Here is a 21099-nt window from a genome sequence, read left to right as displayed (position 1 = left end):
AACGAGGCCACCTTGTGGTTTGGTTCTTCCCCCGCCTAGTACGTAAAGGCCTCATCCTAGAAGCTTGCGCTTCTAAAAATACATAAGGCTTCCCCAAGGCGTCTCAAAGGCATCGCCTAAGTTCTTGACCAAGGGCTTCACACGGCAGTCGGGCACAAGCACACTCGGGCATCAGGACAGCTAATCCCAATGAAACACGAGGTCGCCACTTCAACCTCGATTAATCCCGCTTACCATCCCCAACCGGTGTCGCCGCTGCAGCAACAACGCCCTCTCGTCGGAGATGGCCTTAAGTTATGCGAGGTTTGATGGGTGGGGGATAAGTTTTGTTTTATGCGCTCCCCTTCTCCCTGTGGGGTCGACCTGTAGGTCGACGGGTAGGGGGTGAGGGCTTACGGGCGTAAAAGCTTATTGTATTTAGGGATTTAGATTAGCCCTCAGCCCTCAATTATTGCGCGCGTCAGCCCTCACCCCCACCCCTCTCCCAAAGGGAGAGGGGAGCGCGCCTTAGCCTTAGGGTGTTGCGGGGCGAATTTGTGCTGCCGATCTGGACCTATTCTGGTGCAACCTAGGTTTCACCAAAATAGATCATCGAGCATGCCCGCGACATCTGGGTCGTCAAGTGCGCAGCTTTGCTGCGTCGCTAAGCGATCCGTTTTCAGAGAAAACGGACACTTGACTGCCCAGAGGTCGCAAGAACAATTGAGACAGCGGTTTGGTGAGACAGCAGGATCACCAAAACCGCTTCTAGATAGAAACCCCACCAAAAGGACCGCGCCTGTCAGACCCGCTGAAGCGTAAGCTGCGAGCGGGGAGCTCAAGGGACTTTGCGGTACAAGGGATGAAATCGTCTAGGGTTCAACCCCCGTTCAAGCCAGCGACAAAATCTCCCGCGTCGCCGCGCAGACATCTTCTTGGCGCATCAAGCTCTCGCCGATCAGAAACGCTTTGGCCCCAGCGGCTTGCAGCTGGGCGATGTCGGCGTGTGTATTGATGCCGCTTTCAGCTACGAGGAGGCGCGTCGGCGGAACCATGGCTGAAAGGCGCGCGGTGGTGGAGAGGTCTGTGACGAAGGTCTTGAGATTGCGGTTGTTGACGCCAATCAGCTCTGCATCGAGCTTCAAGGCGCGCTCCATCTCGGCTTCATCATGGGTCTCGATCAAGGCATCCATGCCATAATGCTTGGCTGCGGCGACCAGATCGGTGGCGAGCGCATCGTCGAGCGCGGCCATAATGACCAGGATGGCATCTGCGCCAAAGGCGCGGCTTTCGGCGATCTGCCACACGTCGACCATGAAATCCTTGCGCAAGCAGGGCAGGCTGGTGGCGGCGCGTGCAGCGACCAAAAAGCTTTCATGGCCTTGGAAGCTAGGCGCGTCGGTGAGCACGGAGAGGCAGGCCGCCCCGCCTTGTTCATAGGCTTGGGCGAGTTCTATAGGCTTAAAATCTGCTCGGATCAGACCTTTGGACGGACTGGCCTTTTTGATCTCGGCGATCAAGGCAGGGCGGGTCTTAGCAGCTTCCACAAGCGCGGCAGTAAAGCCGCGCGGCGGGGTCTCCTCGCGGATATAAGCCTCCAGCGCCGCGACGGATTGGAGTGATTTTCGAGTGGCCACTTCCTCGCGCTTATAGGCGATGATTTTGGAGAGGGTGTCGCTCATGATGGCGTCCGATGGGTGAAGGCGATCAACTGATCCAATTTGGACAGAGCTGCGCGGGAATTAAGGCTTGTGGTGGCGCGCGCCAAGGCTTCGGTCAGGTCTGGGGCTGCAGCGGTGGCCACCAGTGCGGCTGCGGCATTCAACAGCACCACATCACGGTAGGGGCCAGTCTCACCCTGCAGAAGTTGCAGCAAGGCCCGTGCATTGTAAACCGCATCGCCGCCCTTCAACGCGTCAAGTGGCGCGGTTGTAAGGCCAAGATCGCTGGGGTGGATCTCAAGTTCAGACAGGGTCTTGTCCTTCAGGGCCGTGACTTGGGTTGGGCCGGACAGCGACAACTCATCCAATCCACCATGGCCATGGACAACCCAAGCGCTCTCGCACCCAAGGCGCATCAGCGCGTGCGCAATGGGGCCGCGCTTGTCATCGGCAAACACGCCAACCAATTGGCGCTGTGCATTTGCCGGATTAGAAAGTGGCCCTAATAGGTTGAAAATCGTACGAAAACCCAGTTCGCGCCGCGCAGGGCCAACATGGCGCATGGCGGGGTGATGGGCTTGGGCAAACAGGAAGACAAGACCGACTTCCTCTAGGGCTTGCGCGCATTGGGCGGGCGAGAGTTCCAGCTTGACGCCTAAAGCTTCCAACACATCCGCTGCCCCAGATTTAGAGCTCATGGCGCGATTGCCATGCTTGGCAACCTTAAGACCTGCCCCCGCCAGCACAAAGGAAACGGCGGTGGAGATGTTCAACGTGTGGGAGCCATCGCCACCCGTGCCGCAGACATCGATGCAGGCAAAGGGCGTGTCCACCCGCGTCATGGCCGCGCGCATCGCAGAAGCACCCGAGGCGATCATGTCGCTGGTTAAGGTCAGACGTTCGAGCCCCATTAGGAAGGCCCCGATTTGGGCTTGGGTGGCTTCCCCGCTCAAAATGGCGGCAAAGGCTTGGTCCAAGAGGGCAGGCGTTGGAGCCTCGCCGTCGCGCAAGAGAGCTAAAGCTGGCTTAATCGCCTCACTCACGATTGGGCAACTTTGGTTGACTTTAAGAAGCGCTGGATCAGGGCGTGACCATGCTCTGAAGCGATGCTTTCGGGATGAAATTGCACGCCAAAGATTGGTTTGGCGACATGGCTCATGCCCATAATCTCTCCATCGGCCGTCCATGCATCGACGCGCAAGGAATTGGGCAGACTTTCACGCTCAACCGACAAGGAGTGATAGCGCGTCACTTCAAATTGTTCGGGCAGGCCTTCAAACAGGCCTGTATTGGCGTGCGTGATGATCGACGTCTTGCCATGCATGATGGTCTTCGCGCGCAAGACCTTGCCGCCATAGGCTTGGCCAATCGCCTGATGGCCGAGGCAGACGCCAAGCAGCGGGATGTCGTCGGGCAGAGCCTTGATCAGGTCGAGGCAGATGCCGGCCTCATTCGGCGTGCAGGGGCCGGGCGAAATGATGATCCCGTCGCCGGCTTGGGCGATGGCCTCTTCAACACTCAAGCGGTCATTGCGCACCACATGGGTTTCCGCCCCCAATTCCTCGACATAATGGACGAGATTATAGGTGAAGCTGTCGTAATTATCGATGAGCAGGATTTTCATGCGCGTCCATCCTTCTCATCATAGCGACCCGCATCTTCAGCCGCGCGCAACAAGGCTTTGGCCTTATTGACGCACTCATTGTGCTCACTAAGCGGAATGGAATCGAGCACGACACCGGCTCCTGCTTGGGCATGAAGGACACCATCCTTCAAAACGCCCGTGCGCAAAGCGATGCACAAGTCCATGTCGCCACCGGCCGAGAAATAGCCGACACCCCCGGCGTAAACCCCGCGACCATGTGGCTCAAGCTCTGCAATGATTTCCATCGCGCGCACCTTGGGTGCGCCCGAGACCGTGCCTGCTGGAAAGCCCGCGAGCAGCGCATCCAGGGCGTCGAGGCCGGGCTTCAAGCTGCCCTCAACATTGGAGACAATGTGCATGACGTGGCTATAGCGTTCGACCTTGAAGCTCTCGGTCACGCGGACCCCACCGCGCCCAATACCAACCGGGCCGTCATTGCCACCGGGTTTCGACCGCGACACCCGGCCAACGTCATTGCGACCTAGGTCGAGCAGCATGAGATGTTCGGCCCGCTCTTTGGGGTCGTTCAAAAGCTCCTCTGCCAAGGCCTCGTCAAGGGCAGGGGTGGCCCCGCGCGGTTTGGTTCCGGCAATTGGGCGCATCGTCACGGTGCCATCTCGCAAACGCACCAAAATTTCGGGGCTGGAGCCGACAATATCAAACCCGTCCATCCGCAGGAGGAACAGGAAAGGCGATGGGTTGGTGCGGCGGAGCGAGCGATAAAGCGATATCGCAGAGCCTGAGAAGGGGGCTGAAAATCGCTGGCTGGGCACCACTTGGAAGATATCGCCGGCGCGGATGTAGTCCTTCGCCGTCTCCACCTTCGTCATATAGGCCTCAGGGCTCATATTCGGGGTCGCTTCGCCCAAGGGGCTGGGCTTGGCGGTATAGGATGGGACGCGCAAGGGCGAGGGGCCATCCAAGGTCGCCCAAGCTTGTTCCAACCGCGTGCGGCCCTGCTCATAGGCGTCACGGGCAGAGACACCCGCTTTAGGTCGCACAGGCGTCACCAACAGCAATTCCTGCTTTACCCCATCAAACACGATGACAAGACGGGGGCGAACGAGAAGGGCTTCGGGCACGCCAATTGGGTCGGCGACGGTCTCGGGCAGACGCTCAACCCGGCGGACAGTCTCATAGGCGAGATAGCCGAACAGGCCTGCTGCAGGGGGCGGTAAGTCATTTGGGAAATCGAGAGCGCTTTCAGCGATCAAGGTCCGCAAAGCTGCCAGAGGTTCTTCGCCGCAGGGAATATAGGCACCGACTTTGCCAGCCTCATCAATGGGTGCCTTGGCCGCACCCGATTGATCGACCCGGTAAATCAGATCGGGGTCACAAGCGACGATGGAATAGCGCCCCCGCGTCTCCCCGCCCTCTACACTCTCAAATAGGCATGAACCCAAGCGGTCTGCGCCCAATTTAGCAATAGCTGAGACCGGTGTTTCTAGATCATCGATCCGTTTGGCGCGCAAAGGCACGCCGCGCCCTTGAACATAGGCGGCTTCGAACTGATCAAAACTGGGCTCAATCGATAACACGATCGGCTACGGCTGTTTGGCCGGCGTAGCGGCTTTGGCAGGTGCAGCGGTTTCTTCCGTATCGCCCAGCGCACGACCCATCATTTTGGTGAAGAGCTGTGCTTTGGCGCGATCTCGGGCGACTCGCTCTAGCGAAGCGATCAAGTCGCGTTGAACAGAGGCACGAACCGCGGTCTCAGCCTGTACCAGACGATCTGGAACCGTACCCTCGTCATCCTTCAAGATGTCGTCGATCCGGACAACGGTATATTCCACCCCGTTCGCGGTTGGCGCTAAGACCAAGTCACCCTTTTTCGCGGCAAACACCGCTTGGCTCAACTCTTGGCCACCTTGACCGCGCAGGAGCGGCTGCGCCTGCTTGGCGACAGGAAGTTTATATTTGGCAGCAGCTGCCTCCATGCTGGTCTTCTTGGCTTCAGCCAAAATTTCCTTAGCTTTGGCTTCTGCCCGGGCACGAACATCGCGACGAACCCACTCATTGGTGAGTTCGGTACGGATGGTGTCAAACGGAGGTGGCGCTGCAGCCGTGATGGCGTCAATACGAACCGCTACATAGCTGTCGCCCGGAATAGGGGCCAAGTCCGACGTATCGCCTTTGCCGCCTGTGAAGGCATCTTTCAAAACGTTCGGTGCTTCGGCAAATTCGGGCGCTGGCTGGCCAGTCATGGCTGAATTGCCGTCGGCCATCACGTCCTTAATCTGCACCAATTTGAAGCCTGCTTTAGCGGCGGCTGCCTCGAGTGTGGCACCTTCGGTGATCGCCTTGTCATAGGCTTCCGTCGCGTCGGTCAAAAGTTCGCCGGCTGCGGTTTGGCGCAACTGCGTGCGGATCTCCTCCGCAGAATCCTCAAACTTGGCTTCCTTGGCTGCCACTGCTTCGGTAACCTTGATCGCTGCGAAGGGCTGGAGCTTAGCGGCCACGACTTGCACATCGCCTTGCTTCATCTCGAAGGCAGCTTTGGCCACGTTCTGATCGGGGATGCCGCCGATGGTCACGTTTGACAGCACCACTGGGACGGAAAGACCAAGCGCTTTGGCAATGGCTTCTGGGGCTTCACCGGCACGCAAGCGCGCAGCAGCTTGATCAGCTTTTGCGCGATCAGAAGCTACCAATTGGATCAAGCCGCGCTTGGCTGGGGTTGAAAGACGTTCTTTGTTGCGCCCAAAAATTTCTTGAGCCTGAGCTTCATCCACCTTCACTTTGGTTTCAAAGTCGGCAAGGCTGGCAACAACCATCGTGAGATTGCGCGATTCCGGACGCATTAATTGGGTCCGGCTTTCGTCATATAAAGCTTTTAACTGCGCGTCGGTTGGTTGACGTGGGCCGCCGACAAAGCCTGCAGGAACCGGAATAATCGTAACCATGCGGCGCTCGGTGCCATAGGCCAATGTCTGGCTGGCAAACACACGTGGCGCGCGGAAGCCAGAGCTTACGGCCAAGGTCAGGCTTTGGCGGGTCAGATCGGAACGCACGCTGCCCTCAAACTCAACCGGCGTAAAACCATTTTCGCGCAACGCCATTTGATAGGAGTCTTGACTGAAGCGGCGGGTGATTTGGTCTTGGAAGGCTGGGATTTTCGCGATTTCAGCCTGAACCACGCTATTTGCCGCCTTCAGGCCGAGTTTGTCGGTCATCGCTGCAAAAGCGCGGCTTGCGACCATTTGCTCGAGCACGGCGCTATCCAGACCTTGGGCCCGAGCCTCTTCAGTTGAGATGTCGCGTTTCGCATCGGCTTTCGCGCGTTTTAAGAGCCGATCAAATTCCTTGCGATATTCGCCTTGCGTGATCGACTCGCCCGCGACCTTCGCGACGGCGTCAGGGCTGCCCCGGGTGAAGATATCATTGATCCCCCAGATCCCGAACGAGATAACCAAAAGGCCAATGATGATGCCGGAGACCCATGAGCGGGCAAATTTTCGAAACGCTGTGAGCATGGAAGATCCTGATGAAAACTGTCCTTAGCATAAGGATCGTTGGATGAGGGGGCAAGGCAAGGCCTGCACAGCGCGGGCCTTAGACTGCAGGTCTCGGTCTGGTGATTTGCAAAGTGTGACTCACCTGCCTATGCCAGACTGGAATTGATGCTCAAAAGAGGGTGTCTGCTAAGCTCTACGATGGAGAAAATTGTGGCGAAACTGTTGGTTGGAAACTGGAAAATGAATGGGGTGAAGTTGGCCTTGCAGGAGGCGGACCTGATTGCCGCTGCTGCTAAGACCGCTCTGGGCCAATCGATCCAACTGGCCATTTGCCCTCCGGCTACGTTGTTAGCGCGTTTAAGTGAAGCGACAGCTGGCACCGGGCTTTTGACCGGCGCGCAAGATTGCCATGCGAAAGCATCTGGCGCGCATACCGGCGATATCTCTGCTGCCATGGTCAAGGATGCAGGCGGCCATTTTGTCATCGTCGGCCATTCTGAGCGTCGTGCCGATCATGGCGAGAGCAGCGAGATGGTTCGCAACAAGGCGCAAGCAGCCCTAGAGGCGGGTCTTGTTCCCATTGTTTGCGTCGGCGAAACCCGCGCCGAGCGAGAAGCAGGCCAAGCCGAAGCGATCGTTCTGTCCCAAGTTGAAGGCTCAGTGCCAGAGACTTTCCCAGACGGTGGTCTGGTGATTGCCTATGAGCCGGTTTGGGCGATCGGGACGGGCTTGGTCCCGAGCGCGGCAGACGTCTTGGCGATGCATCAAGCCGTTCACGAAAGTTTGGTCAGCCGCTTTGGCGCAAAAGGTGCCAGCATCCAGATTCTATACGGCGGCTCGGTCAATGGACAAAATGCGGGTGACCTGTTGCATTTGGCCCATGTCGACGGGGCTTTGGTCGGCGGCGCGAGCCTCACAGCGGATGGATTCTTGAAAATTTTGCACGCAATTCAAGAATGAAGCAATCATCGTAACCTCTTAGCAACAACCCTGTGGCAAACGGTATATCCGGATTGAGGGGTGAAAGTCCTTTGGACAAGCAAAGACTCGCAGCAGCGACCGTGCTGATTTATGATCCTGTGCGCGGCAACATGCTGATGACACGTTCTGTTTTGCATGGGATTGGGTTTCGCCGTATCGAGGGGATGACCTCGCTAAGCGAATTGACCCGCCGGCTGCGCGACGTCGACATTTCCCTTTTGGTTGTTGAAGCCACCGAAAATCACAGCGAAGTGGTCCAATTGCTGCGCGCGCAGCGTCTGGGCGAGTTGGGGGTTAATCCATTCATTCCTGTCATTGCCACCCTGTGGGCTGGATCAACCGACTTGGTCGCCGACCTGATGAATGTTGGCTGTGATGATGTGCTTTTGCGGCCCTTCTCTCAAATTCAAACCCTAGAGCGGGTCCGCGCGATCATCTCTGCGCGCAAACAATTTGTTGTGACTTCGGACTATGTGGGGCCAGACCGTGGTCGTTCATCGAGTAACCAAATGGCCCCAGAGACCTTTGATCCGCCAAACACGCTGCGCGACCGGGTCTTGATGAGCAATTATGATCCGGTGACTCAATCTGAAATCTTGGCCACCGCGCGCCGGAAAGTCGACCAAGATCGGTTGGCAAAGCTTGCCCGTCGCATTGCCATGGCTGCCGAAGTCATCATCCAAGCCCAAGGCCGTGGGGATGCAAACGCAGGCTTTGTGGTCGATTTGCTGGAAAGCTCGGCCGAGCTTGTTCGCGCTGCAAAGCGTCTGGATATTGATGAAGTGCAAGAAATTGCCATGGTTTTGGAAAATGTCGCTGCTCGCACCAGTGCGCCAGGGCCAGAACGCGTCGAAAACGCCAATCTAACGCGGCAACTCGCCCTCGCGCTTTATGTCGCCTATGCGGTTGAAGGTGGAGAGGCATTCAAGGCGGAATTGGAGACGACTTTGGACAAAGTCCGCGGTCGATTGGACAAGGCAAAAGAGCGCGCGAAACGCCGTCATACCTTGGCGCTGTCGTTGGTCTCTTGAAGTTCGGCCTCGAAAGAGCGACATAGCAGCCTCGAGCGCAGGGTTTTGCGCCCCATCCATTCACCTTTAGGCCCGTTCCATGTTCATCCAAGCTGTTCTCATTCTCCACCTGCTGATCTGTTTGGCGCTGATTGGTGCCATTTTGTTGCAGCGTTCGGAAGGCGGCGGGGCCTTGGGTATGGGCGGGGGTCCTTCTTCCATGATGTCTGGCCGATCTGCGGCTAACTTCATGACGCGCACCACGACTTTGTTGGGGGCAGCATTCTTGCTGACCAGCGTCACCTTGACCATCATGAACAAATCCGCGACCAAGCCCGCTGATTCCTTGATGCAGGACGGCCGTACCAAGGATGGCTTGCCAACCAAGGGCATTGATCTTTCCGTGCCAACCACGCCGGCCAATGCCATTGCGCCAGTTCCTGCTGCACCCACTGGCGGAATACCAGCTTCGGCGCCAACAGCACCTCAGCCTGCGCCTCTATTCCCTGCGACGCCTGCCGCGCCAGCGACCGAGCCAGCACCAGCAGAAAAAAAATAAGCGGCTAACCCCCATTTCTTTCCAGTTGCGCCTCTTCCCTTTTACAGGCGTTGCGGCTTAGAACGACCTCCCATGACCCGATATGTGTTCATCACTGGGGGCGTGGTTTCCTCGCTCGGAAAAGGCATTGCATCAGCCGCGTTAGGCGCGCTGCTGCAAGCTCGTGGCTATAAAGTGAGGCTGCGTAAACTCGATCCTTATCTCAATGTCGATCCCGGCACGATGAGCCCGTATCAACATGGCGAAGTCTTTGTGACCGACGATGGCGCAGAGACCGACTTGGATTTGGGCCATTATGAGCGTTTTACCGGCGTTTCTGCTGCTAAAGCAGACAATATTACGACCGGGCGCATCTATCAGGAAATCATCGCCAAGGAGCGCAAGGGTGAATTTTTGGGGGCGACCATCCAGGTCATTCCCCACGTCACCAATGCGATCAAAGATTTCGTCTTGTCCGATGCGGGCGATGCGGACTTTGTTTTGTGCGAGATTGGTGGCACGGTTGGCGACATTGAGGGCCTACCCTTCTTCGAAGCCATTCGTCAGCTTGGTCAGCAATTAGATCCTCAGCAGGCGGTCTATATTCACCTGACACTCTTGCCCTACATCCACACGGCTGGCGAAATGAAAACCAAGCCGACCCAGCACAGCGTGAAGGAATTGCGCTCAATCGGTATTCAGCCCGATATTCTAATTTGCCGTTGTGACCGTCCGATCCCGGAAGATGAAAAGCGCAAGATCGCGCTCTTCACCAATGTGCGGGCAGGTGCTGTGATCCAAGCCCTCGATTCGGCGCACATTTATGAAGTGCCGATGGACTATCATGCAGAAGGCTTGGACCGCGAAGTCTTGCGGCGTTTTGGCATTACCGACGCGCCAGAGCCCGATTTGACCAAATGGCAAGCCATCTCAAAGCGCTTGCGCGCACCTGATGGCGATGTGACCATTGCGGTTGTTGGCAAATATACCGCCATGAAGGACGCCTATAAGTCCTTGATCGAAGCCCTCCATCATGGCGGCCTCGCCAATGATGTGAAGGTGAATATCAATTGGGTCGATGCGCGCGCCTTTGATGCCGACCAAGACATGCTGACGGCAGAGCTTGAGGGCGTGGATGCGATTCTGGTTCCAGGTGCGTTTGGCGATTCTGGCGCGGAAGGTAAGATCAAGGCCGTTCAATTTGCGCGCGAGCGTCAGATTCCCTTCTTTGGCATTTGCTTTGGCATGCAGATGGCCTGTGTCGAGGCGGCCCGCAATCTGGCGGGCATTTCTCAAGCCTCCTCCACCGAATTTGGTCCAACCTCTGAGCCTGTTGTCGGCCTGATGACGGAGTGGGTGAGGGGCAATGAACGCCAATTGCGCGGGGAAGAGACCGATTTGGGCGGCACCATGCGACTGGGTGCCTATCCAGCCGTTTTAAAGGCAGATTCAGTTGTTTCCCGCGCCTATGGCGGCGCGCTTAGCATCCAAGAGCGTCATCGCCACCGCTATGAAGTCAATATGGCTTATCGGGAAATGCTTGAGGGCCAAGGCTTGATTTTCTCCGGCGTGTCACCCGATGGTGTCTTACCCGAAATTGTTGAGCGGGCAGACCATCCTTGGTTCGTCGGCGTGCAGTATCACCCCGAACTCAAGTCCCGTCCTTTTGAACCACATCCTCTGTTTGCGGATTTTGTTCGCGCAGCCTTGGTGCAGAGCCGTCTGGTTTAGGTCTGTAGAAACCATCTTGTCCAAACCATGCCTTCCGCTAGGGTCGGCTCCACAATATCGCAACAAACTTCTAGTCGAGTTTGGAGGCATGGGGGGAAATATGAGAAGATTTGCAATCTTGGCGGTGGTGAGTTCGTTGGTGCTGGCCGGTTGCGTCACACCTTATCAACCTGTGCCTTTTGATCGGACAGCAACGCCCGTCTCCAAGATTGCTGTGGTTGATAATACGCTGCCGCCGGAAGTTGGGACCCAAAAATTGGCTACCAATGGCGAAAACATGATGTCAGCGGCCTCAAGTGCTGGCTTGGCTGGCTTGCTGGTGGGTGCTGTGGCTGCTGGGATCGAGGCCGGTATTGAGGCAGGCCAGCGTGAGCGCATTCAAAAGGCGCTTGCCACCCAGAATTTCAACGGCGAAGCCATCTTTGACGCCGCTTTGGAGGAAGCCCTCAAGGGACAGAATTACACAGTTGCGCCCATTGCGATCCCACGGACGAAAGCCCGTGAATTGGTTGTCATTCCAGCGAATGAAGCCGCGGAGCCAGGTTCTGCCGTCCTCGACACTTTGGGCTTCAATTATGGCTATCAGCTGGTTGGGAATTCCACGCAATGGCGTCCGTTCGTGACCCTGCATGTTCGTATGGTGGATCATAAGGATCCAAAGAAGATCCTGTTGGACAATAAAATCACTTATAATCCAGTGATTAAATCCGATGTTACGATCTCCATCCCTGTTGATGAGGCTTTTGCTTTTCAGAAGATTGACGACCTTGAAGCAGACCCTGCCAAAGCTGCAGAAGGCTTAAAGGCCGCTCTACAGGCAACGGCCAAAGCGACAGCAGATTTGTTGAGGTGATCTGATGCAAAAGATGCGAGCTTCCCTTTTTGTGTTGAGCGTTAGCGGCTTGGTCAGCGCGTGTTCAACAACACCGCCGCCGCCACCACCCTTGGCTGTTTCTGAAATCACGGGAAAGACGTGCACAGATAAGCCCGATTTGACCAAGGCGATCGCCATGACGCCCAAGCGTAAGGCGCAGTGGCACTCGATCGCGACCGATGTTGACGCAATGTCGCCTTGCCTAAATCTGGAGGGCAAGCCAAGCAATTATGTCCTCTATACACTACCCGCAGCGCCATCGAATCATACACTTACCATTGGCGGTGCATATGAGGTTCTGCGAATTCTTGGGCCCTTGGTCTCTGTCCTCAATGCAGACGGGCAGCCGATCCGGACCTTCACCGCAGATCGGTTTGCCAATGTGGGCAATACGTTTGGCGTGCAGTTTCGCCCGAGTGATGATGCGCGCTTTGTGTTGGTGCAAACCAACCCGCAATCAGCTGGCGTCGAAGTAAAGGCGTTTGAGACCCAACTCATCAGCCAAACCAATTATTCCTACAATCCCTATAATTACGGGACCACCAGCTATACGACGCAGTATGGGCGGGAAGGGGCCACCGTTCGCAAATTCTCGCATGAGGGCGTCGTTTCGGTGACGATCCAAGCAGTTGTTGGCAAAATTGGTCTGCCTAACGAGAAATAAAGCGTTGGCAGGCAAGGGGCGTTTGATCCAGCACGATTGAACGCCCCTTTCGTTTCTGCCCGACTGATTTTACTTTACATCTCGGAATAGAGCCTTATGGTTGTGGGATTGATGTGAGGTTTGTGATGTCAGGCTTTAAGATTGAACCATTGCATGATTGGGAATGGGGCCTTCGGGCTTCGTTACGCCTCATGTGGCACCTTCGGTTGCTTATGATCCCGCTAACGCTGATGGCTTTGGTTTTGGGTTATGTGTTGCCGGCACAGCTTGAAGGTGTGATTCCCAATGAGCTTTTTGAAGCCACTGTAACCGCCGCCATGGCAATTGGCTTGACGAGCTTATTCTTAAAGTTCACCGGGGTGGAGACAAGTTGGCGATCCAGAATCATGGCGGCTGTCGTAATCCTAGCGCTCGAAATCGGGCTTTTCCTGATTATGTCGGGCGTCACAGAGCTCTTAACCTATGTAGCTCATCCTGGCTTGAAGGCGTTGATCTCGCTTGCGATAATCGCCTTTTTTGTTGTTTACGTGCATTACACTTTCTGCCTGTGCGTTCAGGTCTTGGTGGATGGACAGCCAAACTTTTTGCGATCTTACAAGGCGGTGGCGTCTCGTAAATGGCGTTTGTGGCTGTCCTTTCTCTTGTTTTTTGTCCTGTGGTTGCCATTTTGGGGGCTTCAAAACGTCCTTGAAGCTGCCGCACCCCTAAATAATAGCGACCAAGCCTTGTTGCCTTATCTGGCAAGGGGAATTGAAGCCTTCGTTTGGGCACTCTCGTCCATGGCCGCTGCTGCCCTCAGCACCATTTGGTTCTTGCACCCACGTGTCCGGACCCCGGAGGAATCGACGACCTGGGAAGTGCCGACAATCGCACAGCCCAGTTGAGCTAGGATAAGTTCAATTCCCACTGGCATAGTGTCTTGCATTTGGGGAAGAGCACGCGTAGAGACGCGCTTCAGTTTTACTGGCGGCTCTTACCGGGGCCGCCTTATCTTTTGAAATGGAACCTGCACCATGGCAGTGCCTAAGCGCAAAACTACTCCTTCTCGTCGCGGTATGCGTCGTTCGCACGATGCGTTGGGCGTGAATTCCTATGTCGAAGACAAGGATTCGGGCGAACTGCGTCGTCCACACCATATCGACCTGAAGACCGGCATGTATCGCGGCCGTCAGGTTTTGACCCCAAAGGAAGACTAAGGCTCCTTCGCCTTTTCTTGTGGAAAAGCCCTGCCATCTGGCAGGGTTTTTTTCGTTTAGGTCACCTGTCCGCTCGACTTCCTTTCAGCTCTTGCTACACCTGCATCTAGGTGTTCTTGGGGGATAGAAATCATGCGGGTTTATTCGGGATTGATTGGGCTGGCCTTTGTGTTGGCAGGCCCTGCGTGGGCAGAAGCTCCAAAGCCGGTTGAAGCGCTCGACCTTTATCGCCTCGAACAACCAATTGATCCGCAATTGTCGCCCGATGGCAAACAAGTCGCCGTCTTGCGCCAAACCCGCGATATTCAAACCGACCGGGTCCTGACAGACTTGTGGCTGGTGCCGGTCCCCGGTGGCGGTAGCGGTGAGGGCCGTCGCCTTCTGGTCGGGGCGGATCGTGCACCGTCCACTGCGCGCTGGTCACCAGATGGCAGCGCGATTGCCTTTGTCGGCAAGGATGGCCCCAAGTCGCAGATCTTTGTGCTGGATGTGAAGGAAGGCATCGCCAAGCCGCTCACCACGCTCAAATTCTCGCCCAGCGCTCTGTCCTGGTCGCCAGACGGCAAGAAGATCGCCTTTGTGAATCTGGTCGAGGAAAAGCCTGAGGCCATTTATAAATTGCCGGAGAAGCCCGAGGGCGCGACTTGGGCGGCGCCTGCGCGCGTGGTGCGCACCTTTCCCTATCGCACCGATCCCGAAGGCTGGCTGACGCCGGGCGACTATCAGGTCTTTACCCTCGATGTCGCCAGCGGAACTGTTACCCAAGTCACCAGCGGTGGTGGCGATTGGGGCCGAGAAGATGGCCAACCCGCTTGGACACCCGATGGCCAATTTGTCATCGTCAGCGGCAATCCGGCGCCTGATGCTCATTTGAAGCCTGTCCAGTCCGACCTCTATGCGTGGCCCGCTGCTGGCGGCGGCAAAGCCCGCCAACTCACCGCCGATGATGGCTTTGAAAACAGCCCCGTTGTCAGCCCAGATGGCAAGGCCTTGGCCTATGTCGGCTGGCGCAATCGGCAAACCTCGTTCCAACGCACCGATGTGTTTGTCGCGTCTTTGCCAGCAACAGGCCTTACCACCCAAAGCCGCAATCTGACCCTGAAACTCGACCGCCCCGCCAGCCAGATTAGCTGGCGCAAGGACGGGAAGGGCGTGAATTTCCTTTATCAGGATGTCGGCATCAGCCGGGTGGGCTTTGCGCCTTTAGACGGGTCAGTCAGCATTGCCACGCCAGAAGTCGGCAATACACGTCTTCTCCTGCCATCCTCGGGCGGCAGCTATTCCACCGATGGCAGCAAGACGGTTTATCCCAGTGTCGAAGCGGATCGTCCGGCTAATTTGGCGCTGTGGTCGCAGGGCAAGGAAACCATCCTGTGGGATATGAATGCGGCTTGGCGGGCTGGTAAATCCATCGGCAAGCTGGAAGAAATCTGGACTCCATCGTCTGCCGATGGCCGCAAAGTGCACGGCTGGATCCTCTATCCGCCCAATTTCGACCCCAGCAAGAAATACCCGCTGGCAATGGATATTCATGGTGGGCCGCATACCGATTATGGCCCGATGTTCTCCATTACTCATCAGCTCTATGCGGCAGCAGGCTATGTTACCCTCTTCACCAATCCGCGCGGCTCAATCGGTTATGGCGAAGAATTCGCGAACCTGATCAATCTTTGCTACCCCTGCCAAGATCATGACGATCTGATGAGCAGTGTCGATGCCGTTATCGCGCGTGGCTTCATCGACACCAATCGCCTCTATATCGGCGGTGGCTCTGGCGGTGGCGTGTTGTCCTCGTGGGCGATTGGCAAGACAAACCGCTTTGCCGCCGCCTCGGTCAAGCGTCCGGTGATTAATTGGACGTCTGAAGCGTTGACCAGCGACATTGGCGCTGTTGTCACCAGCTATTGGTTTGAGAAAAAGCCTTGGGAGCAGCCGGAGAAATATTGGGCGCGCTCGCCTTTATCCTTGGTGGGGAATGTCCGCACGCCAACGATCATCATTACAGGCGAAAGCGATTATCGCACGCCCATGAGTGACAGCGAGCAATATTTCCAAGCTTTGCAACTGCAAGGCGTCGAAAGCGCCTTGGTGCGCTTACCCGAAGCCGGCCACGGCTTTGGCCGCCCCAGCCAATGGCTGGCCGCAATCCTCAGCACAATTGGCTGGTACGACAGTCATGTAAAGAAGGCGGAGTAGGGGGCTGCGTCTCCCCGCCACCGCGTCAGAGCAAAGCTGGGACCATTTAAACGGGGAAGTGGCAGCACGGAAGGGACCGCGCAACACGAGTTGCGCTTCCTAACGCGTAAACAGGCGCAGCTAGTGCTGCGCGCTCCTACCCCTTCACCGGCTTCGCTTCCCCATTCACGGGAGCCCGATCGGACTGAAGGGGTCTTCGAGGACAAATGTGCAAGCCTGACCGCTAAATGATCCCCTTCGCGCGCAGACCTTCAATCTGCGCATCGCTGAGGCCCAAGAGGCTTTTGAGCTCGGCTTCGGTATCAGCACCCAATGCTGGTGGCGCGCGACGCGGAATAGGGGGCGTGAGGCTCATTTTGATCGGATTGGCCACGAGCGGGATGGTGGTGCCATCCGCGCGTGACAGCTCTTGTTGCATCCCCCGTGCGATCACTTGAGGGTCCTCAAAGACTTGATCAATCGTGTTGATCGGCCCGCATGGCACGCCAGCTTGTTCCAAAACTTCAATCCAGCTCGCGGTTGTTTTGCTGGCCATTACGGGCAAAAGCCCTGCGATCAGGCTGTCGCGATGGGCCACACGCTGGGCATTGGTCTTGTAGCGGGCGTCTGCGCCGAGTTCGGTTTGACCAGCAGCGGCGCAAAATTGTTGCCACTGGCCATCATTGCCAACCGCCAGCACAATATGCCCATCGGCACTTGGGAAAACCTGATACGGGGCGATGTTTGGATGTGCATTGCCCAAGCGCGTCGGCGCTTTGCCCGAGACCAGAAAATTGGCCGCCTGATTGGCGAGCACAGAAGTCTGACAATCGAGCAAAGCCATATCAATATGCTGGCCTTGACCCGTGGCCTCGGCATGGCGCAAGGCGGCCAGGATCGCGATGGTCGCATAAAGGCCGGTGAAGAGGTCTGCGACCGCCACCCCAACTTTCAACGGCTCTGCCCCCGGCGTGCCGTCCGCTTGGCCAGTTACGCTCATCAAGCCACCTGCAGCTTGCACCAGATAATCATAGCCAGCGCGCGGCGCATACGGGCCAGTCTGGCCAAATCCGGTAATCGAGCAATAGACCATTTTTGGATTGATCTTTGCGACACTCTCATAGTCCAAGCCATATTTGGCCAAGCCACCGGTTTTGAAATTCTCAACAAGCACATCATGATGCGGGATAAGTGCACGCAAAATTTCGCTGCCTTCTGGCGAAGTGAAGTCGAGGGTAAGGGAGGATTTGTTGCGATTGGCGCAGGTGTAATAAGCGGCGTCGCTTTGGGCACCACTCTCGTCGATTAGAAATGGCGGGCCCCAGCTGCGCGTATCATCTCCGACGCCGGGTTTTTCGATTTTAAGGACGTCAGCGCCCAAATCACCCAAGGTCTGAGTTGCCCAAGGCCCGGCCAGTACGCGGGATAGATCAAGCACCCGAACGCCTGCTAAAGCGGTTGGGGAGGCGGGTAGGGCGTTTGATTGCAGTGTTTTAGGCATGGGTCGCGTTCTTTTTATTTGCTTCTTTGAAAAGATATATCATTGTCAGGCTTGCTGATACTAGAGCAGGCAAGGGGAGTCTCGCCAGATGACAGAGAGTGGTCAACAAGATCAAGCCATGCCGACAAAGCCGACCAATGAGTTTGTGCTCGGTTGGCCTATCCTTCTGGCTTCCATTGTCGGCGTCTATGCGTCTCTGGCGACGTTGCCCTTTTATGCGGTGCAGAATTTGTTTGGCCCTTTAAAAGAAGCCTTTGGTTGGAGCCGCACCGATGTGTCCATGGCGGTGACTTTGATGGGGCTGGGCAATCTGCTTTCGTCCTATGTTGCTGGCGCAGTGACGGACCGGTTTGGTTCGCGCCCGGTTGCCTTGGTCTCAGGGCTTTTGTTGGCATTGTGCTTGTTTCTGCTGACCTTGAATGATGGCAATCTCCAGCAATTCTGGCTGACCTATTTCATCATGACGATTGTGGCGGCGGGCACCTTGCCTTTGACCTATACCCGCACGATCAATCAGTGGTTTGATAAGTCACGCGGGCTGGCACTTGGTCTCACGCTTTTGGGGACGTCGTTCGGTGCGATTACCCTGCCGATCCTTTACAAGATGGGCATTGATGCCTTTGGATGGAAAGGTGTGTTCTACGTCGCGCTTGGCATAGTCTTAGTGCTATGGCTGCCGATCTTTCTAGCGTTGTTCAAGGACCGCAGCGTAGCCCATCAGGCGCAAGCGGCATTGACTGCCACCGGCATGACGCTAGGCGAATCGGTGCGGACGGCCACTTTCTGGAAAATGGGGATCGCCTTCTTCTTTGTGACCTTCGCCATGAGCGGGATTGCTGTGCATATCGTCGCGATGATGAAGGACAATGGCTTGTCGGGTGCTCAAGCAGCCCAGATCGCTAGCCTGATTGGGGTCTCGATTCTCGTGGCGCGTTTAGCGGTTGGTTATTTGATCGACAAATTCCACGCCCCACCGATTGCGGCGGCCTGTTTCGCCATTCCAGCCATTGGCTGCTACCTCTTGATGGGGGGCGGTCATGGGCCGGCCGTTTTGGCCGTCATCCTAGTTGGGGTGGCGTTAGGCGCAGAGCTTGATTTGATCGCCTTCTTCACCAGTCGCTATTTCGGCATGAAGAATTACGGCAAGATTTATGGCTGGCAATATGTCTTCTATACGCTGGGTGCCGGGATTAGCCCGCTCGCCTTCGGTATCGTTTATGACAAATTGGGATCTTACGATCAGGTCTTGATCGCATCGTCTGTCGGATTGGTTTTGGCGGGTGTTTTGATGTTGAGCCTGCCGAAATATCAGAGGACTGAAACGGCAGGGGCCTAGCCCCTGTCAGCCAAGGCCTTAGCAAACACATCCTCAAACATCTGCGTGGTCAACCGCCCCGTATTGGTGTTGTAGCGGCTGCAATGATAGCTGTCATAAAGGGTCTTGTCGCCAATCTGGTGAACCGCACCATGGGCGAACTTATAGGCAGAGGGCTTGGCCCCCAGCGCGCGAACGGTTGCATCATGGCTGATCTTGCCAAGGCAGATGAGGCTTGTGAGGCTTGTCAGCGCTGCAATCTGCGCCTTCAAAAACGGTGCGCATTGGGCGATTTCAGAAGGCTCAGGCTTGTTGGCTGGCGGCGCGCATTGCACGGCATTGGTGATCATCGCGCCCTTTAGCGACAAACCGTCGCCCGCATGGGCGGCATAGGTGCCGTCCGACAAGTCAAAGCGCGCGAGGGTCTGATAGAGCAGGTCGCCCGCCCAATCGCCGGTAAAGGGCCGACCCGTACGATTGGCTCCGGTCCGGCCAGGGGCGAGGCCCACGATCAACAGCCAAGCGTCGTCATCCCCAAACGAGGGGGCAGGGCCATTATACCAGTCTGGATTTTCTAGCCGATTGGTTGCACGGTAAGCAACCAATCGGGGGCACAGCGGGCAATCGCGTGTGGGTTGTTGCACAGCTGATCTGCCCGCTTTGAACTAGGCTTCCGTCTCGCCCTCAAGCTCGTCTTCCATGCCTTCCAGCTCGTCGTCAAACTCGTCGACAAACACATCGCCCTCTGCTGGGCGTGCTGGGCGCATGTTGGCGCGTGGGTTCTCAAAGCCATCTGGACGCGGCGGGCGACCAATCAGGGCCGACAGATCCGCCAGATCGATGAAGGTGTCCGCCTGGCGGCGAAGTTCATCGGCAATCATGGGTGGTTGGGTCTTGATGGAGGAAACCACCGAGACACGAGGACCCCGACGCTGAACCGCTTCGATCAGGACGCGGAAGTCTCCATCGCCGGAGAACAGCACGATATGGTCAACATGAGAGGCTAGCTCCATCATGTCGACAGCAATTTCAATATCCATGTCGCCTTTGACGCGACGACGGCCCAAGGTGTCGGTGAATTCCTTGGCAGGCTTGGTGATGACGTTGAAGCCATTATAGTCTAGCCAATCGGCGAGTGGGCGAACTGGGCTATATTCAACATCTTCGAGAATGGCGGTGTAATAGCTGGCGCGAACGAGACGGCCGCGCTTCTTGAACTCTTCAAGAAGCTTGCGATAATCAACGTCGAAGCCCAAAGTGCGCGCTGCTGCGTAGAAGTTTGCACCATCGATAAACAGAGCGATTCGCTCATTGGGATAAAAAGTCATTGTGACGCGGCCTTCCTCTGAACTATTCCATCCAAAAATGCCTCTAGAGCCTTCCGGAATATTTATTGGCCTAGGATCGAACCTAGGCTTGGGCTCTAAAGCGCCGCGAGATATTCTCCTCGACGCCTTGGATCTGTTACTACAAAATGGTGACCGTGTCACCACTCTGTCATCGTTTTGGTCAACCAAAGCTTGGCCGCCAAATCGCGGAAAACCCGACTATTTGAATGCGATTTGTCGCATTGAAACCGCTGACGAAGACCCCTTGGCTCTTCTTCAAAGGTGTCAGGTAATAGAAGCGCGGATGAACCGCATTCGTTCCCTCAATGATCGTTGGGCAAACAGAACATTGGATTTAGATATAGTCGATTACAATGGCATTGTTAGTGTCAATTGCAGCGTTATAACATTGCCGCATCCTCGAATAGCAGAGCGAGACTTTGTATTACTACCGCTGTTAGAAATTGCGCCAGATTGGCGACATCCCGTGTCGGGCACGCTTGGACGGGTTTTGCTGCAACAGTTGCGAGAGTCAGGAAATCTCAACGATTGCGTGCGACTGGATTGAGGGCAGGCAAGCTGCGCTTGCTTGCTTTTGGGCCTTGCGCCTTTATCTGCGTGCAATGGTTGAGAAACGACAAGACTTCCCGTAAAGAGATTACTCACTTTCCGACAGGATTAGATATATGGCCCGCGTGACGGTAGAGGATTGCGTTGAACGCGTCCCAAATAGATTCTCTCTGGTATTGTTTGCAGCGCATCGCGCCCGCCAGATTTCTGGTGGTGCAGCGCTCACGCTCGACCGCGATCGCGATAAAGATCCTGTCGTGGCCTTGCGCGAGATCGCCGACGCCACGGTAGAAACCGAAGAGTTGCGCGATGGCTTGGTTGCTTCGCTACGCGAAGTTCGCCCACATGCTGTGCGTGAAGAAGAAGAGAGCGATCTCTTGGCTCTGGAAGCCCCTGTACTTGCAACTGAAGACGATGTGCTGCGCGCTTTGCAGCAAGAGCAAGAAGCAGTCCGCGAAGACCCCTATTGATCTTAA

The 21099-nt window shown here is 56.3% G+C and carries 20 protein-coding genes; 12 read left to right on the top strand and 8 right to left on the bottom strand.

The window, feature by feature from the left end; all coding sequences use genetic code 11:
* Positions 1 to 869: 869 nt before the first annotated feature.
* The 5 genes from trpC to ACOVRA_RS02120 are packed head-to-tail and all read right to left on the bottom strand — an operon-like array spanning position 870 to position 6758.
* Complete coding sequence (gene trpC / locus ACOVRA_RS02140) at positions 870 to 1661, bottom strand: indole-3-glycerol phosphate synthase TrpC (RefSeq protein ID WP_421718863.1); 792 nt, start codon at positions 1659 to 1661, stop codon at positions 870 to 872.
* Positions 1658 to 2683: an anthranilate phosphoribosyltransferase gene (gene trpD, locus ACOVRA_RS02135; RefSeq protein WP_421718862.1), complete on the bottom strand. Its 1026-nt coding sequence runs from the start codon at positions 2681 to 2683 to the stop codon at positions 1658 to 1660. The genes trpC and trpD overlap by 4 nt, the downstream gene beginning before the upstream one ends.
* A complete protein-coding gene (locus ACOVRA_RS02130) occupies positions 2680 to 3264 on the bottom strand; it encodes an anthranilate synthase component II (protein WP_290807384.1) in 585 nt (194 codons plus the stop codon). The genes trpD and ACOVRA_RS02130 overlap by 4 nt, the downstream gene beginning before the upstream one ends.
* Positions 3261 to 4823 carry an anthranilate synthase component I gene (gene trpE / locus ACOVRA_RS02125; protein ID WP_421718861.1) on the bottom strand — a complete coding sequence of 521 codons (1563 nt, stop codon included), beginning with the start codon at positions 4821 to 4823 and terminating at the stop codon, positions 3261 to 3263. The genes ACOVRA_RS02130 and trpE overlap by 4 nt, the downstream gene beginning before the upstream one ends.
* Before the next feature lie 6 nt (positions 4824 to 4829).
* Positions 4830 to 6758: a SurA N-terminal domain-containing protein gene (locus tag ACOVRA_RS02120; protein WP_421718860.1), complete on the bottom strand. Its 1929-nt coding sequence runs from the start codon at positions 6756 to 6758 to the stop codon at positions 4830 to 4832.
* A 147-nt stretch (positions 6759 to 6905) separates the two neighbouring features.
* Here ACOVRA_RS02120 and tpiA point away from each other — a divergent pair, with 147 nt between their 5' ends.
* The 9 genes from tpiA (at position 6906) to ACOVRA_RS02075 (ending at position 15930) form a co-directional block, all read left to right on the top strand.
* Entirely contained in the window at positions 6906 to 7700 is a 795-nt protein-coding gene (tpiA, locus tag ACOVRA_RS02115) for a triose-phosphate isomerase (RefSeq protein ID WP_421718859.1), read from the top strand.
* 71 nt (positions 7701 to 7771) lie between these two features.
* The gene (locus tag ACOVRA_RS02110) at positions 7772 to 8752 is read left to right on the top strand and encodes a hypothetical protein (protein ID WP_290802420.1); all 981 of its coding nucleotides are present in this window, start codon (positions 7772 to 7774) and stop codon (positions 8750 to 8752) included.
* 79 nt (positions 8753 to 8831) lie between these two features.
* A complete protein-coding gene (secG, locus tag ACOVRA_RS02105; RefSeq protein WP_421718858.1) occupies positions 8832 to 9290 on the top strand; it encodes a preprotein translocase subunit SecG in 459 nt (152 codons plus the stop codon).
* A 72-nt stretch (positions 9291 to 9362) separates the two neighbouring features.
* A complete protein-coding gene (locus tag ACOVRA_RS02100) occupies positions 9363 to 11000 on the top strand; it encodes a CTP synthase (RefSeq protein WP_421718857.1) in 1638 nt (545 codons plus the stop codon).
* A gap of 100 nt (positions 11001 to 11100) precedes the next feature.
* Complete coding sequence (locus ACOVRA_RS02095; RefSeq protein WP_421718856.1) at positions 11101 to 11853, top strand: hypothetical protein; 753 nt, start codon at positions 11101 to 11103, stop codon at positions 11851 to 11853.
* A gap of 4 nt (positions 11854 to 11857) precedes the next feature.
* Positions 11858 to 12538: a hypothetical protein gene (locus ACOVRA_RS02090; protein ID WP_421718855.1), complete on the top strand. Its 681-nt coding sequence runs from the start codon at positions 11858 to 11860 to the stop codon at positions 12536 to 12538.
* Positions 12539 to 12663: 125 nt separating this feature from the next.
* Positions 12664 to 13422, top strand: coding sequence for a hypothetical protein (locus ACOVRA_RS02085; protein WP_421718854.1), 759 nt, complete (start codon positions 12664 to 12666; stop codon positions 13420 to 13422).
* Positions 13423 to 13551: 129 nt separating this feature from the next.
* Positions 13552 to 13734, top strand: coding sequence for a 50S ribosomal protein L32 (gene rpmF, locus ACOVRA_RS02080; RefSeq protein WP_085340090.1), 183 nt, complete (start codon positions 13552 to 13554; stop codon positions 13732 to 13734).
* A 132-nt stretch (positions 13735 to 13866) separates the two neighbouring features.
* On the top strand, positions 13867 to 15930 hold the full coding sequence (locus tag ACOVRA_RS02075; protein ID WP_421718853.1) for a prolyl oligopeptidase family serine peptidase: 2064 nt from the start codon (positions 13867 to 13869) through the stop codon (positions 15928 to 15930).
* A gap of 223 nt (positions 15931 to 16153) precedes the next feature.
* Here ACOVRA_RS02075 and ACOVRA_RS02070 read toward each other — a convergent pair whose 3' ends face one another.
* A complete protein-coding gene (locus ACOVRA_RS02070; RefSeq protein ID WP_421718852.1) occupies positions 16154 to 17410 on the bottom strand; it encodes a CaiB/BaiF CoA transferase family protein in 1257 nt (418 codons plus the stop codon).
* Between the two features lie 88 nt (positions 17411 to 17498).
* Between ACOVRA_RS02070 and ACOVRA_RS02065 the strand changes: the two genes are divergently transcribed.
* On the top strand, positions 17499 to 18746 hold the full coding sequence (locus ACOVRA_RS02065; RefSeq protein ID WP_421718850.1) for an MFS transporter: 1248 nt from the start codon (positions 17499 to 17501) through the stop codon (positions 18744 to 18746).
* Here the strand turns inward: ACOVRA_RS02065 and ACOVRA_RS02060 are convergent.
* Both ACOVRA_RS02060 and ACOVRA_RS02055 read right to left on the bottom strand, forming a co-directional pair.
* Positions 18743 to 19369, bottom strand: a complete 627-nt coding sequence (locus ACOVRA_RS02060; protein ID WP_421718849.1) for a uracil-DNA glycosylase — start codon at positions 19367 to 19369, stop codon at positions 18743 to 18745. The two genes, ACOVRA_RS02065 and ACOVRA_RS02060, sit on opposite strands and share 4 nt — an antisense overlap.
* Before the next feature lie 21 nt (positions 19370 to 19390).
* The gene (locus ACOVRA_RS02055; protein ID WP_421718848.1) at positions 19391 to 20053 is read right to left on the bottom strand and encodes an NYN domain-containing protein; all 663 of its coding nucleotides are present in this window, start codon (positions 20051 to 20053) and stop codon (positions 19391 to 19393) included.
* Positions 20054 to 20090: 37 nt separating this feature from the next.
* Between ACOVRA_RS02055 and folK the strand changes: the two genes are divergently transcribed.
* Together folK and rpoZ are read left to right on the top strand one after the other, a co-directional pair.
* The gene (gene folK, locus ACOVRA_RS02050) at positions 20091 to 20621 is read left to right on the top strand and encodes a 2-amino-4-hydroxy-6-hydroxymethyldihydropteridine diphosphokinase (RefSeq protein ID WP_421718865.1); all 531 of its coding nucleotides are present in this window, start codon (positions 20091 to 20093) and stop codon (positions 20619 to 20621) included.
* Positions 20622 to 20739: 118 nt separating this feature from the next.
* Complete coding sequence (rpoZ, locus tag ACOVRA_RS02045; protein WP_085340083.1) at positions 20740 to 21093, top strand: DNA-directed RNA polymerase subunit omega; 354 nt, start codon at positions 20740 to 20742, stop codon at positions 21091 to 21093.
* Positions 21094 to 21099 lie beyond the last annotated feature (6 nt).

This window comes from Aquidulcibacter sp. (genome assembly GCF_049239865.1).
Classification (GTDB): domain Bacteria; phylum Pseudomonadota; class Alphaproteobacteria; order Caulobacterales; family Aquidulcibacteraceae; genus Aquidulcibacter.
The sequence above is the reverse complement of the archived record's forward strand: the minus strand, read 5'-3'. Positions and strand labels throughout refer to the sequence as shown.

Coding starts and splice junctions, on each gene's coding strand:
- ACOVRA_RS02075 (WP_421718853.1), top strand. CDS start 13,867: ATGCGGGTTTATTCGGGATTGATTGGGCTGGCCTTTGTGTTGGCAGGC.
- trpC (WP_421718863.1), bottom strand. CDS start 1,661: ATGAGCGACACCCTCTCCAAAATCATCGCCTATAAGCGCGAGGAAGTG.
- ACOVRA_RS02090 (WP_421718855.1), top strand. CDS start 11,858: ATGCAAAAGATGCGAGCTTCCCTTTTTGTGTTGAGCGTTAGCGGCTTG.
- folK (WP_421718865.1), top strand. CDS start 20,091: ATGCCTCTAGAGCCTTCCGGAATATTTATTGGCCTAGGATCGAACCTA.
- ACOVRA_RS02055 (WP_421718848.1), bottom strand. CDS start 20,053: ATGACTTTTTATCCCAATGAGCGAATCGCTCTGTTTATCGATGGTGCA.
- tpiA (WP_421718859.1), top strand. CDS start 6,906: ATGCTCAAAAGAGGGTGTCTGCTAAGCTCTACGATGGAGAAAATTGTG.
- rpoZ (WP_085340083.1), top strand. CDS start 20,740: ATGGCCCGCGTGACGGTAGAGGATTGCGTTGAACGCGTCCCAAATAGA.
- ACOVRA_RS02095 (WP_421718856.1), top strand. CDS start 11,101: ATGAGAAGATTTGCAATCTTGGCGGTGGTGAGTTCGTTGGTGCTGGCC.
- ACOVRA_RS02130 (WP_290807384.1), bottom strand. CDS start 3,264: ATGAAAATCCTGCTCATCGATAATTACGACAGCTTCACCTATAATCTC.
- ACOVRA_RS02065 (WP_421718850.1), top strand. CDS start 17,499: ATGACAGAGAGTGGTCAACAAGATCAAGCCATGCCGACAAAGCCGACC.
- ACOVRA_RS02085 (WP_421718854.1), top strand. CDS start 12,664: ATGTCAGGCTTTAAGATTGAACCATTGCATGATTGGGAATGGGGCCTT.
- ACOVRA_RS02100 (WP_421718857.1), top strand. CDS start 9,363: ATGACCCGATATGTGTTCATCACTGGGGGCGTGGTTTCCTCGCTCGGA.
- secG (WP_421718858.1), top strand. CDS start 8,832: ATGTTCATCCAAGCTGTTCTCATTCTCCACCTGCTGATCTGTTTGGCG.
- ACOVRA_RS02120 (WP_421718860.1), bottom strand. CDS start 6,758: ATGCTCACAGCGTTTCGAAAATTTGCCCGCTCATGGGTCTCCGGCATC.
- rpmF (WP_085340090.1), top strand. CDS start 13,552: ATGGCAGTGCCTAAGCGCAAAACTACTCCTTCTCGTCGCGGTATGCGT.
- ACOVRA_RS02070 (WP_421718852.1), bottom strand. CDS start 17,410: ATGCCTAAAACACTGCAATCAAACGCCCTACCCGCCTCCCCAACCGCT.